General features: G+C 54.7%; 10 protein-coding genes. 6 read left to right on the top strand and 4 right to left on the bottom strand.

The window, feature by feature from the left end:
* Nucleotides 1-55 precede the first annotated feature (55 nt).
* Both G549_RS0116425 and leuD read right to left on the bottom strand, forming a co-directional pair.
* Nucleotides 56-451: a RidA family protein gene (locus G549_RS0116425; protein WP_027835934.1), complete on the bottom strand. Its 396-nt coding sequence runs from the start codon at nucleotides 449-451 to the stop codon at nucleotides 56-58.
* Nucleotides 452-454: 3 nt separating this feature from the next.
* Nucleotides 455-1,063: a 3-isopropylmalate dehydratase small subunit gene (gene leuD, locus G549_RS0116420; protein WP_027835933.1), complete on the bottom strand. Its 609-nt coding sequence runs from the start codon at nucleotides 1,061-1,063 to the stop codon at nucleotides 455-457.
* A gap of 164 nt (nucleotides 1,064-1,227) precedes the next feature.
* Between leuD and deoD the strand changes: the two genes are divergently transcribed.
* From deoD to G549_RS0116395, 4 genes are all read left to right on the top strand, one after another.
* Entirely contained in the window at nucleotides 1,228-1,938 is a 711-nt protein-coding gene (deoD, locus tag G549_RS0116410) for a purine-nucleoside phosphorylase (protein ID WP_027835932.1), read from the top strand.
* Nucleotides 1,939-2,011: 73 nt separating this feature from the next.
* Entirely contained in the window at nucleotides 2,012-2,641 is a 630-nt protein-coding gene (locus tag G549_RS20775; protein WP_051214011.1) for a DUF998 domain-containing protein, read from the top strand.
* 87 nt (nucleotides 2,642-2,728) lie between these two features.
* Entirely contained in the window at nucleotides 2,729-4,093 is a 1,365-nt protein-coding gene (locus G549_RS20770) for a hypothetical protein (RefSeq protein ID WP_084634222.1), read from the top strand.
* Between the two features lie 3 nt (nucleotides 4,094-4,096).
* On the top strand, nucleotides 4,097-4,879 hold the full coding sequence (locus tag G549_RS0116395) for a COG3904 family protein (protein ID WP_027835931.1): 783 nt from the start codon (nucleotides 4,097-4,099) through the stop codon (nucleotides 4,877-4,879).
* On the opposite strand, the gene G549_RS0116390 is transcribed toward G549_RS0116395, so the two are convergent.
* Together G549_RS0116390 and leuC are read right to left on the bottom strand one after the other, a co-directional pair.
* Nucleotides 4,869-5,441 (bottom strand): DUF998 domain-containing protein, encoded by a 573-nt coding sequence (locus G549_RS0116390; protein WP_169449671.1) that lies wholly within the window; start codon nucleotides 5,439-5,441, stop codon nucleotides 4,869-4,871. The genes G549_RS0116395 and G549_RS0116390 overlap by 11 nt on opposite strands.
* A gap of 79 nt (nucleotides 5,442-5,520) precedes the next feature.
* The gene (gene leuC, locus G549_RS0116385) at nucleotides 5,521-6,924 is read right to left on the bottom strand and encodes a 3-isopropylmalate dehydratase large subunit (protein ID WP_027835929.1); all 1,404 of its coding nucleotides are present in this window, start codon (nucleotides 6,922-6,924) and stop codon (nucleotides 5,521-5,523) included.
* A gap of 222 nt (nucleotides 6,925-7,146) precedes the next feature.
* Between leuC and G549_RS0116380 the strand changes: the two genes are divergently transcribed.
* The gene (locus G549_RS0116380; protein ID WP_027835928.1) at nucleotides 7,147-11,901 is read left to right on the top strand and encodes an NAD-glutamate dehydrogenase; all 4,755 of its coding nucleotides are present in this window, start codon (nucleotides 7,147-7,149) and stop codon (nucleotides 11,899-11,901) included.
* On the top strand, nucleotides 11,901-13,256 hold the full coding sequence (locus tag G549_RS20765) for an MFS transporter (RefSeq protein ID WP_036223114.1): 1,356 nt from the start codon (nucleotides 11,901-11,903) through the stop codon (nucleotides 13,254-13,256). The genes G549_RS0116380 and G549_RS20765 overlap by 1 nt, the downstream gene beginning before the upstream one ends.
* Nucleotides 13,257-13,291 lie beyond the last annotated feature (35 nt).

The raw sequence follows: 13,291 nt of genomic DNA, 5'->3' as shown, positions 1-13,291 counted from the left end.
AATGATCACCCCAAACTATGGCGTGATCATAAAACCGCTTCCACTTAGGGAAAGGTCAAGCGCTATCGCCTGCCCCAATGCGCGCGGTGACTTCAATTTCCACCTTCATTTCAGGCTTGATCAAACCACACACCACCATGGTGGCCGCGGGCCGGACCTCGGCAAAATATTTGCCGGTGATCTCGAACACTTTTTCCGCATCATTGGCATCGGTGATGTAATAATGCGCGCGCACCACATCCTTGAGCGATGCGCCCGCCTCTTTCAACGCTTTTTCAATGGTCAAAAGGCAATTGTCGGCCTGCACCTGCACATCGTCCGGCATCTGCATGGTTTCATAGTCGTAGCCGGTGGTGCCGGCCACATAGACCATATCACCATCCACAATCGCGCGGGAATATCCCGCCTTTTTCTCAAAAGGCGATCCTGTGGAAATGCGCTTGATGCCCATCGACTAGATCCAAGGCCGATCTTCAGCCACTTTATCTTCAAATGTTGAGATCGCTTCGCCTTTTTCCATGGTCAGGCCCACATCGTCCAAACCTTGCAGCAATGCATTTTTGCGCGACGGGTCAATATCAAACTCAACCGTACCCCCATCAGGGCCCTGAATGGTTTGCGCTTCCAGATCCACGGTCAACGTCGCATTCGACCCGCGAGACGCATCATCCAGCAATTCTTTCAACTGCTCTTCAGTCACCACGATTGGCAAAATGCCGTTTTTAAAGCAGTTATTGTAAAAAATGTCAGCAAAGCTGGTGGAAATCACGCAGCGAATACCAAAATCTTTCAGCGCCCATGGGGCGTGCTCACGGCTGGAACCACAGCCAAAATTGTCGCCCGCGACCAGAATGGACGCATTGCGATAAGCTGGCTTGTTCAGCACAAAATCCGGCTTTTCGGTTTTGCCATCTTCTTCATAGCGCATTTCAGCAAAGGCAGCCACGCCAAGGCCCGTGCGCTTGATGGTTTTGAGATATTGTTTCGGGATAATCATATCGGTATCGATATTGATCAACGGCAATGGGGCGGCAACCCCGGTCAATGTTGTGAACTTATCCATCTGTCGCAATATCCTTTCATCAGGGCTTGAACCACTTTTAAAGCCCAGACCCTTCAAATGCACCAGCGGCAAAACCGCGTCAAGTCGCCCGCGCGCGCCATCGTTGAATTTGGGCGCAAAAAGTGGCTAGATATGCGCAGATATTTTGACCAACAGGAAAAATCATGACGCCACATAACCATGCCCCCACAGATGCCTATGCCGAAACCGTGCTGCTGCCCGGCGATCCCTTGCGCGCCAAATGGGTGGCCGAAACCTTTCTGGACGAAGCAAAACTGGTCAATTCTGTGCGCAATTGCCTCGGCTATACCGGCACCTACAAAGGCAAAAAAGTCTCGGTGCAGGCCACGGGCATGGGCCAACCCTCCCTGGCCATTTATGTGCATGAGCTGATCAATCTTTACGGCGCCAAAAACTTTATCCGCATCGGCACCTGCGGCGGGCTGAACGAAAAGGTCAAGGTGCGTGATGTGGTGTTGGGCGTTGCCGCCTCCACCGACAGCGCCATGAATGCAGGCACCTTTGGCCGTTATCATTATGCCCCGCACGCCGATTTTGATCTGCTGCGCAAAGCCGCCAATCTTGCCGACGAGCGTAAAATGAAATTTCACGCTGGCGGCATTGTCTCATCAGATGTGTTCTATGTTGAAGGCGGGGCCAAGGGTTACCAGCCTTTGCTCGACCACGATATTCTGGCCGTGGAGATGGAAGCCGCAGCGCTTTACACGCTCGCCGCCAAGTTCAACCGCAAAGCCATCGCCATCTGCACCATGACCGATTGCCTGATCACCGGCGATGAAATTGATGCGGATGCACGCCAGAGCTCACTTGAAGAAATGGCAACCCTGTCGCTAGACCTGGCCGCCACGCTCTAAACGTTCCTCAGCCATTGCAAAGATCCTCTCCCGACCTACATTATCCAGATAAGATGTGGGACGGGAGGATCAAATGAACAAGCCAAAGCTGGCCCTGGTGCTGACAATTTTGAGCTATCTCTGGATTATGGTCACCGTGGCCATCGCCGGGGCAAATTTTCCCGACTATAGTCATATATCGCAATTTATGAGCGAGCTTGGGGCGGCAGATTCGCCCTTTCCCAACCTTGTCAATTTTGGCAGCTTTTTTGCCGCCGCGCTGATATTGCTTGGCGCCTTGGCGCTGGTCTTTTCCAGCTTACCCCGCAGTCTGCCCGGCACCGTCGGGCTGGCGATTTTGGCGCTCTATCCTTTGCTGGTCATTGTTGCCTCCTTTTTCCCTTGCGATGCCGCGTGCCGCCCGGCAACCCCATCGACAAGCCATATCATTCATATGACCAGCGCCCTGCTCGCCTATCTCTCCGCCATTATCGGCATGGCGATCCTGTCGCTGCACGCCCGCAAATGGCTGGGCAAAAGCCTGCTGACCCCATTGGGGCTGATCATGCCGGTGATTTTGCTGGTGCTGTTGGCAAACTTGATGCCGGACAATCCCCGGGTCGGGTTGATCCAGCGCTTGTTTGAAACATTGGTCTATGGCTGGCTGGTCTTTTATGTCGTCACCTTGATCGCCCCGCCCAAATCTGACGTCGCACGCCATTAACCGCGTCTTAACATTTGCGGCCTTTGCCCTTTTATGGCCGCGTTTTTCCCGTTTTAATGGGCCAACAGGGAAACCAAAGGCACATCTATGCTTGATCAGAATAATGCGGCACGCCTGAAAGAGGGCGTGAAGTCACTTGAATTGATGACGCGGTTTGCGCTGGCCACATTGGCACTGGCCAGTGGCGTTTATACCTATCTCGGCGTGCGCAGCCTGATTGATGGTTCCGCCGATCTGGTGTTCTTCGCTGCGATCGTTTATTCCGCCGCTGTGTCCGTGGGCATTTATGCCTTCTGGACCTACATGATGCGCTTTCTGCCCCTGATGCGCGACAGCGCCCGGCGCGGCGCCCTGATCGCGGTGATGGGGCTGGGCAGCCTCATGATTGTCGCCATGTCGTCATGGTTGAATGCTGCGGCCCTCGCTGGCTCCGCCGCCCTAGAGCAGCATTTGGCGGTCACCCTTGAAGATTATGTTGCCGATCTCGACAAAGCCCACGATAAGGCTTTGGCCGCCCAAAGCCTATTGCCTGACGTGCAACGCGCCTCGGTGCGCTTTTCGCGGCTTGCGCAGGATGAGCGCCAGTCCGGCGCCCTCACCGGCACCTCTGGTTCCGGCTCCGTGGTGCAATTGCTCACCCAGATGTCACAGCAACTGGACGAATTGAGCGCCTCGATCCTCGCCTCCCGCGAAACCGCGGCCACCCAATTTGAACAAGGCTCACAGCATTTGGCCAATATGCGGGCGCTGGTCTCGGGCGATGGGGAAGTGCAGCCCCGCGCCGATGAGTTTGCCGCCGAAGCACTGGCGCTGACAGGCGTTATTTCGTCCCTGCAGGAAACGTCCATCGCCGCCTCGGTAAGCCGTGCGGCAGAAGATTTGTCCTTAGGCTTTATTGCCCCCGTCGCCGATGGCGGCACCCAGGATCTGGCCAACAGGCAGGATCGGGTGATGCGCTCCATCATGGAGGCTGTCGCGGCCCAATCCAAAGCCTTGCAGGCCGCAGCGCAGGATATTCTCAACCAGCCCGGCGTGCCCGCCCGGCGCTTTGTGCCGCTCTCCACCCCGGAAGCGGTGTTGCTCTATGCCCGCGACTTCCTGCCCTCCTGGGCCGGGGCGATCTCCATCGACTTGCTGCCTATGGTCTTGGTGCTGATCCTTTCGGTGGTGCATTCCGCCTCTCGCCGCGAAGCGCGGACGCTTGATGTGGCCGACAAAATCACGGCGGCAGAAATGATGCGCGCCGTGGCCTTGTTCCGCGACATGAATGCAGATTTGCCGCCCGAGCAGGTGCAAAAGGCCATCGAACATGCCGCCAGCGAAAAACTGCCCACGGATGAAGCGCCCGAGCCGGACAGCAATGCTGAAGACGACAAAACGTCAACGGATTCGGACGATCCAAAAGACAAGCGCGACGACAATATCACGCCCCTCAGGGACAAAAAGCATTAGGCGATGAGCACGAAAACCAAAACCCGATTTTGGCTGGATGATGGCCGCTTAATGCGGGCGGTGTTTTTTGTGCTGCTCTTTGCCAGCGGCGTGGTCCTATGGCTCGATTTTGATCAGCTCTATAACCAGCAGTCCGCCGCCCCCTATAACCCGCAACAGGGTGATACGCCCATCCTGCCCGCAGTGGACCGGCCCGAAATCAACCCCAACAATCCGCAATTTTCCCCCAGCGAACGGGTGGAATTGCCACGCGAAACCTTGCAACAACCGCTGACCGCCACCCTCGAGTCGGGCAACCGACTGACCTTGCAGGGCTCGATTGATGTGGGGGCCTTTGCGCGGCTGGAGCCGGACCTCAAGCGCATGGCGGAATATGTGGATTGGGTGGACATCAGCTCCCCCGGCGGTTCAGTTGATGATGCGCTGGCCCTAGCTAAATTGGTGCGCGAGTTGAAACTGAATATGCGCGTGCCGGCAGGCGGCTATTGTGCCTCATCCTGCCCGCTTATTTTTGCCGCCGGCATCAAGCGCGATATGCACCAGCGCGCCAATCTTGGCGTGCATCAAATCTATGTGCCCGCCAACGATCCCAACGCCACCCGCAATCCGGCGCAGGCCATGTCCGACGCCCAATCCATCACGGCGCTGATCACCAAACATCTGGCCGATATGGGGGTGGATAGCGCCCTATGGGTACATGCCCTCGAAACCCCGCCACAACGACTTTATTATTTCACGCCTGAAGAGGCTAAAGCCTATAAATTGGCGACCCTGATCAGCGATTAACGGCTGACGGTGCAGGCGGCAGATAGAGCCAAAACCAGACAAAACTGATCCCAAACATCAAGCGTTGCCAAACCCCGGCATAGTCCGGCATCTGCCACATTAGAAGCGGCAAGACGATGGAGGCCAACGCGGCCAAGCCGCTAAGGGTCAATTCAAGCGGCGCACGCATATAAATCATCCGCCACCCCACCCCAAAGCCAAAAGCAAAGCCCATCAGCGTGGCGAAAAAGCTGTGCAGCCAATCATCGGTCAGATCATAGGTGAGCGTGAGATCAATCGGCCGCGTTGAAAAGGCGGCCACCAAAATCATCGCCAGGCCGAACACCAGAAACAGGCTGTTTGCCCATTGGCGCCGCTTTGCCACTTCCAGCGCGTCGATAAAAATGCCCAGCCCCAGCGCCACAAAGCCAAACCGCATCAAATAGGCCCCGGCGGTGAGCTGTCCGGCCTGTTCGGAGGTGGTGTGGCGCACCCAATCAAAACCAGGTGGACTGAACCAAGGGCCAACCACCATGGTCAGCGCCATCAGGATGATCCCGATACGGGTTGTCGTGATCTGCACCATGCCCTCCAACAAAAAGCCCCTCACCAGCAAAGCTGATCAGGGGCTTTCTTGTCAATTAGGGTGGCGGTGCCAGCGCTTAAAGGTCGCGCACATCCACAAACCGCCCCGCAACTGCAGCAGCCGCAGCCATAGACGGCGACACGAGGTGCGTCCGGCCCTTAAAGCCTTGGCGACCCTCAAAGTTACGGTTTGAGGTAGAGGCACAGCGCTCTTCTGGCTTCAGTTTGTCGGCATTCATTGCCAAGCACATGGAACAACCCGGCTCGCGCCATTCACAACCCGCGTCGAGGAAGATTTTGTCCAAGCCTTCTTCTTCGGCCTGTGCTTTCACCAAACCAGAGCCCGGCACGATCATCACATTCACGCCTTCAGCGACCTTTTTGCCCTTCAGCACTTCAGCAGCAGCGCGGAAATCTTCGATCCGGCCATTGGTGCACGAGCCGATAAACACGCGATCAATGGTGATGTCGGTGATCTTGGTGCCCGGCTTCAGGCCCATATAATCAAGCGCACGCCATTTTGAATCCCGCTTGTTTTCATTTTCAATATCATCGGGGTTCGGCACTTCGCCATTAATGGAAACCACGTCCTCTGGGCTTGAGCCCCAGGTCACGATTGGAGGCAAGTCAGATGCATCAAGGGTAATTTCCTTGTCGAACTTTGCGCCTTCATCCGTGTGCAGTGTTTTCCAATAGGCTTTGGCCATTTCAAAGGCTTCACCTTTTGGCGCGCGCGGACGGCCCTCAATATATTCAAAGGTCTTTTCATCCGGCGCGATCAAACCAGCACGGGCGCCCGCTTCGATCGACATGTTACAAACAGTCATCCGGCCTTCCATAGAAAGCTCCTGGATGGCCTCGCCGGCATATTCAATCACATGGCCAGTGCCGCCCGCGGTGCCGATCTCACCAATGATGGTCAAGACGATATCTTTCGCGGTCACGCCTTTGGGCAATTTGCCGTTCACGGTCACGCGCATATTTTTGGCTTTGGATTGAATCAGGGTCTGAGTGGCCAGCACATGCTCCACTTCCGAGGTGCCAATGCCATGCGCCAACGCGCCGAATGCACCATGGGTGGAAGTGTGGCTGTCGCCACAAACAATGGTCATGCCCGGCAGGGTGAAGCCTTGCTCTGGCCCCACAATGTGCACAACGCCCTGGCGCTTATCCAACTCGTTGAAATATTCAACGCCAAAATCGGCAGCGTTTTTCGCCAGCGTATCCACCTGGATTTTGCTGTCCGGATCATCAATGCCCTGAGAGCGGTCAGTTGTCGGCACATTATGATCCACCACGGCCAAGGTGCGCTGCGGCGCCCGCACTTTGCGGCTGGCCATGCGCAGCCCTTCAAAAGCCTGTGGGCTCGTGACCTCATGCACAAGGTGACGATCAATATAAAGAAGGCTCGTGCCATCTTCATTATTGGCCACCAAGTGATCGTCCCAAATCTTGTCATAAAGTGTACGAGGATTACCCATTTTACACGGTCTTTCGTTCAAAAATTGCCTGAGTAAACCGTTTCTAAAACCCGCGCAAAGCGCGGTCAAGTCACGATCCGGGGAGAATCGTCCATCCGCTGCAGTCAATTGGTCTGCACACGCGCAAACAATTTCTCTTTGACCCCTCCAAAAAGACTACTGACATTCTTTACTATCCCTGTTTAAACTCAACATAATTAAAATCAAAAAGGGGATACCCAAATGGCGCAGGCCACGAGCGCTTACAAGTCTCAGCTCATCGAACTTGCTCACTCTAGAAGTCTCACCGATCAAAGCTTTCTCAACTTTTTGGGCCATCTGGTGGACTCGATCGAAGATGGCGATTTGAAGAACAAAGATTTGTCGGAACTGCTGGATGCGGCGATCAGGGCCTATGAACATCTCGGCCGACGCGAAACAAACGGCCATCATATCTCCAATTGGGTGCCAGAAGACCTGCACCGTGACCATATTGTTGATGTCTTCAATGCGGACATGCCCTTTATTGTCGATAGTGGCTTGGCCGCTATTCGATCTTCGGGCGCGGATATCATCTTGTTTGCCCACCCCATTTTGCCCGTGCGCAAAACTGAGCAGGGCATCGAGGTGCTCGAAAAATTTGAAGAAGGCGGTCAAAAAGAAAGCCTCTTGCACGTTCATTATCGGCCCGGGCTGAGCGCCAACAACCAGGAAGTGCTGGTAGAAGAACTGGACAACACCCTCACGCAAGTGCGCCACGCTGTGAATGGCTGGCGGCCCATGCTGGAAAAACTGGGTGAAACCGTCCGCCATTATCGCGACAACCCACCCAAAATCGAAGAAGCCGTTTTGGCCGAAAGCATGCACTTTCTCGGCTGGCTTGCGGACCATAATTTCACGTTTTTGGGCATGCGCGAATATCGCCTGATAAACGAAAACGGCGCACCCCATCTTGAACCATTGCGCGAAAGCGGGCTCGGCATCTTAAAAGACCCCGACCTCTATTTCTTGCGCCATGGTTCCGACTATGTGGAAATGACCGATCAGCACGTGGCCTTTTTGCAAAAAGCCGATCCCTTGATGGTGACCAAGGCCAATATCAAATCCGTTGTGCACCGTCGCGTGCACATGGATTATGTCGGCGTAAAATTATATAATGACGAAGGCGAACTCAGCGGTGAGTTGCGCATTCTCGGCTTGTTCACATCGATGTCCTTGGCCACGCCTCACACCTCAGTGCCCTTGCTGCGCCGTAAGGTGATGCACGTGATGCAACGTTCTGGCCACTCGCCAAACTCGCATTCTGGCAAAGCGCTTATGAATGCGTTGGACAATTATCCGCGTGAAGAACTATTCCAAATTGACGAGAAACTGCTGTACGAGTTTGCCACCACCATTTCGGAATTGGCAGACCGTCCGCGTGTTCGCGTGTTGCCGCGCATTGACCCGTTCGACAACTTTGTGTCGGTGTTGCTGTTTATGGCCCGCGACAAATATAATTCGCACATTCGCCGCCAAGTGGGCGAATATTTGGCCGAAAAGTATGACGCAAGGGTCTCCGCCTTCTATCCCAATTTCCCTGAAGGTGAATTGGCATCGGTTCATTTTATTCTGGGGCGCAATGGCGGCAAAACACCCCAACCGGATCGCGATGAGTTGGAAGAACACATCACCAACCTCACCCGCTCTTATGGCGACTGGCTTGCCTCTTTGGTCGATGATCCACGCTCGATCGCACCCTATGTGAATGCGTTCACCATCGCCTATCAGGAAAAATATCCTTATGCTGCCGCGCTCAACGATATTGAGCACTTCAAACAGCTTGATGATGACGTCAAAATCGGCGTGCGCCTAGACAAACATGCCCGCCGCGAAAACGCCTATTCCCTCAAGATTTATCACCGATCAACAGCAATCCCTCTAAGCGCCCGCGTTCCCTTGCTCGAGAATTTCGGCTTCACCGTGGTCAACGAACGCACCTACACGGTCAGTCCGGAAGACGAAGAAGAACGTGTGCTGCATGACATGACCCTGAAAGTGGCAGAGTTTGAAGGCGATTTGACAGAGATCGCGGCCAACATTGAGCGGGCGATCAAAGCGGTCTGGTATAAAGAAGCCGAAAATGATGGCTATAACCGACTGGCATTATTCGCCGCAATGTCGTGGGACAATATCGCTATTATCCGTGCTTTGTCGCGCTATTTGAAGCAAACCGACATCACCTATTCCCAGCGCTATATGTGGGAAACATTGTCGAAACACCCACTGACCGCCAAAGCGATCGTGGATCTGTTCCATGCTCGGCACAACCCGAACTTTAACGGCGACGCGCAATTGGTTGAGCAAAAAGCGCGTGAGACCATTCGCGCAACGCTCGAGCAAATCACCAGCCTCGACGACGACACTATTTTCCGCCGTTTCGTCAATCTCGTTGATTCAAGCTTACGCACCAACTTCTTCCAGCGCCCCAATGGCGAACGCCGCCCGGCACTGGCCATCAAGTTCGACGCGTCCAAGGTCAAGGGTTTGCCTGACCCGCGTCCCTTCCGCGAAATTTTCGTCTATAGCCCGCGCGTTGAAGGCGTGCATTTGCGTGGCGGCATGATCGCTCGCGGCGGCCTGCGCTGGTCCGACAGACCAGAAGATTTCCGCACCGAAGTGCTGGGCCTTGTGAAAGCGCAAATGGTTAAAAATGCGGTGATCGTGCCCGTGGGGGCAAAGGGTGGATTTGTGCCCAAGCAAATGCCCACCAACCCAAGCCGCGAAGAATTTATGGCCGAAGGCACAGCGAGTTATAAAATCTTTATCGGCTCCCTGCTCGACATCACGGACAATCTCGATGTGGATGAGATTGTGCCGCCTGAAAACGTCAATAGGCTCGATGGCGATGATCCCTACCTTGTGGTGGCAGCAGATAAAGGCACAGCAACTTTCTCCGACACCGCCAACGCCATTTCTGAAGAACGCAATTTCTGGCTCGGCGATGCCTTCGCCTCCGGCGGGTCCGTCGGCTATGACCACAAAAAAATGGGCATTACCGCCCGTGGTGGCTGGGAAGCAGTGAAGCGTCATTTCCGCGAAATGGACCATGACATTCAAACCCAGCCTTTCACCGCAGTCGGCGTGGGCGACATGTCCGGCGACGTGTTTGGCAATGGCATGCTTTTGTCCGACCAAACCAAGCTGATCGCAGCATTTGATCACCGCGATATTTTCATCGATCCAAATCCAGATCCGGCCAGTTCTTACGCCGAGCGGAAACGGCTGTTTGAAATGGGACGGTCATCTTGGCAGGATTACGATCAATCCAAGCTTTCAGCAGGTGGTGGCATTTATCCCCGCTCCTCAAAGTCGATCACCTTATCGGTCGAAGCCAAAGCCGCACTGGGCGTCGAACAAAATGAAATCAGCCCCAATGATTTGATGCAGTCCATATTGAAAGCAAAAGCGGACCTGCTCTGGTTCGGCGGCATCGGCACCTATGTCCGCGCCACCACCGAAAGCAATGCTGACGCGGGCGACCGCGCCAATGACGCTATTCGCATCACGGGCAAGGAAGTCGGCGCCAAAGTGATTGGCGAAGGTGCGAATTTGGGCATCACCCAATTGGCCCGGGTTGAATTTGACCAAAATGGTGGACGCATTAATACCGATGCCATCGACAACTCCGCTGGGGTGAACTCATCTGACCTTGAGGTCAACATCAAGATTGCGTTGGGCAGCTTGGTCCGCGATGGCGACATCGATATGGCCAAACGCAACAGCTTCTTGGCCGGGATGACCGACGAAGTAGCCGAATTATGCTTGCGCAACAACTATTTGCAAACGCTGGCCATTTCCTTGGCTGAACGACGCGATGTGGCCGATTTGCCCTACCATGCAGATTTCATTAAATCCTTGGAAACGGCAGGGCAATTGAACCGCAAGGTTGAATATTTGCCCAAACATGTCGATCTGATGGAGCGGGAAAGTCACAATCGCGGCCTGACCCGACCAGAATTGGCGGTGATTTTGGCCTACGCCAAAAACACCCTCTATGCCAAATTGCTGGAATCGGATGTGCCGGATGACCCTTATTTGGGTAAGGAGCTGTTCCGCTATTTCCCCGAAACGCTCACCGCAACATATCCCGATACCATCACCAACCACCGCTTGCGGCGCGAAGTGATTGCCACCGTATTGTCAAACGCTATGATCAATCGCGGCGGGCCTGACTTTGTGCACCGGGTGGCCTCTGCTACAGGGTCTGATCCCGCACAAGTGGCCGCTGCATACGCCGCCGCCCGCGACAGCTTTGGCTTAACGGATATGAACGCCGCGATCGATGAGCTGGACAACAAAATGTCCGGACAAACCCAATTGGCGCTCTACGATGAGCTGCGCAGTCTGTTGCTGCAACAAACCGCTTGGTTTATCCGCAATGTCAACTTGGAAGATGGTTTGTCCAAAGTGGTCGAACGCTACGCCGAAGGGATCAATATTATCCGCGACATGCTGGATGAATTGTTGCCTGAATTTATTACTCAAAGCGTCAAAACCCAGACCAAGGGCTTTGAAGATGGCGGGACGCCTAGTGCATTGGCGAAACGTGTCGCACAGCTTTCTGCGCTCACTTTGGCGACAGAAATTGTGCTCATCGCCGAGCGCGCGGATACAAGCGTTGAAAACGCAGCGCGCGCTTATTTTGCCATATTGGCAAACTTCAAACTGGGGCGCATCACCGAACAAGTTGATACCATTGCGGTGCATGACTATTACGACCGCCTGGCTCTCGATCGCGCCTTGGCCAACTTGATGCGCGCCCAACGCGACATCACCCTTGATGTGTTGGCCTTCGATGCCGATGACATGAAAAAGGCCTTTGCCGATTGGAACAATGCCCGTTCGGCGGACATTTCGCGCACCCGCGAGATGGTTGAGAACATCACCGACACGACACTTGGCGTGTCAAAATTGTCCGTTGCGGCTGGTCTGCTCTCTGATCTGGCAAAAGGCTAATGGCGATACAGCACAATATCGAGCAAGGCCCGGCACGAACACGTGTCGGGCAGTTCGCATGGATGTTGTTTGATTTTGCGGCCCAGCCGTTTCACACCCTCATCCTCACCTTCATTTTTGCCCCCTATTTCGCCACCAAACTCAGCGCAAATGCTGTGGATGGCCAAGCCATGTGGGGCTATGCCATTGGCATTGGTGGCTTCGTTATTGCCATCATGGCCCCCATTTTGGGCGCCATGTCTGACGCGACGGGGCCACGCAAACCCTACATCGCCTTCTTTTCAATATTCGCGATACTCGGCAGTTGCTTAATGTATTTCGCTGCCCCCGGCACTGAATCCGGGGTGTTTTATGCCGTCATCGGCGTCTTTCTTGCCATTATCGGCTTTGAATTTGCCACCGTGTTCAACAATGCGATGATGGCCAATCTGGCGGAGGACGAGAATATCGGCCTCCTGTCCGGCTTTGGCTGGGCGCTTGGCTATGTCGGCGGTGTATTGGCCTTGGTTGTGGTGCTGGCCCTGATGTCCGCCTCGCCAGAGACAGGCACAACACTTTTCGGGCTCACACCGATCCTTGGCCTTGACCCAATGACACATGAAGGCGATCGCGCCTCTGGGCCGCTAACCGCCATATGGTATGTGATCTTTGTGATCCCGATGTTTATGTTCACCCCCGATGTACCGCGCATCGCCCCGGTGAAAAATGCCGTACGCAACGGCCTACTCAAATTGCGCACCACCCTCAAAACCCTGCCCCAACGCAAGAGCTATTTTGCCTATTTATTATCGTCCATGTTTTACCGCGATGGCTTGAATGGACTTTACGCCTTCGGTGGCATTTATGCCGGCGGTGTCTTAGGCCTTTCCATCATTCAAATTGGTGTTTTTGGCATTATTGCCGCCGCGGCTGGCGCTCTTGGCGCCACCGCGGGTGCTTTTGCTGACAAAAAGATGGGCCCCAAATTCGTCGTCACGCTGTGCTGCAATATATTGATATTGACCTGTCTTTTGGTGGTGTCGACAACAACAAAAACAGCGTTCTTCATCTTGCCCCTTGAGGACGGCAGCTCCACCCCATTGCTCATCTTCTACATAGCAGGCGCACTTATTGGCGCAGCAGGCGGCGCGTTGCAGGCTGCATCGCGCACATTGCTGATCCGGCAGGTGCCAAAAACAGAAGTGGCAGAGGCGTTTGGGCTTTTCGCCCTCACCGGGCGCGCGACAAGTTTTATCGCTCCTTTGAGCGTGGGGGTTATGACCAGCCTGAGCCAATCGCAACAAGTCGGCATCACCCCGATCATCGCGCTCTTTGCCATGGGCGCCGTGGGCCTCATTTTCGTGACAAGAAAATAGGCTTATTTTCGCTCTCGAGCACATTACTTGCGCGG

The sequence above is a fragment of the Maritalea myrionectae DSM 19524 genome (genome assembly GCF_000423365.1).
Lineage (GTDB): Bacteria > Pseudomonadota > Alphaproteobacteria > Rhizobiales > Devosiaceae > Maritalea > Maritalea myrionectae.
Note: the sequence above shows the minus strand (reverse complement) of the source record. Positions and strands in the feature narration are given on the sequence as shown.

What these genes read in the sequence shown, in the direction of transcription:
- G549_RS0116425 (WP_027835934.1), bottom strand. Translation starts at nt 451, where the DNA reads ATGGGCATCAAGCGCATTTCCACAGGATCGCCTTTTGAGAAAAAGGCG.
- leuD (WP_027835933.1), bottom strand. Translation starts at nt 1,063, where the DNA reads ATGGATAAGTTCACAACATTGACCGGGGTTGCCGCCCCATTGCCGTTG.
- deoD (WP_027835932.1), top strand. Translation starts at nt 1,228, where the DNA reads ATGACGCCACATAACCATGCCCCCACAGATGCCTATGCCGAAACCGTG.
- G549_RS20775 (WP_051214011.1), top strand. Translation starts at nt 2,012, where the DNA reads ATGAACAAGCCAAAGCTGGCCCTGGTGCTGACAATTTTGAGCTATCTC.
- G549_RS20770 (WP_084634222.1), top strand. Translation starts at nt 2,729, where the DNA reads ATGCTTGATCAGAATAATGCGGCACGCCTGAAAGAGGGCGTGAAGTCA.
- G549_RS0116395 (WP_027835931.1), top strand. Translation starts at nt 4,097, where the DNA reads ATGAGCACGAAAACCAAAACCCGATTTTGGCTGGATGATGGCCGCTTA.
- leuC (WP_027835929.1), bottom strand. Translation starts at nt 6,924, where the DNA reads ATGGGTAATCCTCGTACACTTTATGACAAGATTTGGGACGATCACTTG.
- G549_RS0116380 (WP_027835928.1), top strand. Translation starts at nt 7,147, where the DNA reads ATGGCGCAGGCCACGAGCGCTTACAAGTCTCAGCTCATCGAACTTGCT.
- G549_RS20765 (WP_036223114.1), top strand. Translation starts at nt 11,901, where the DNA reads ATGGCGATACAGCACAATATCGAGCAAGGCCCGGCACGAACACGTGTC.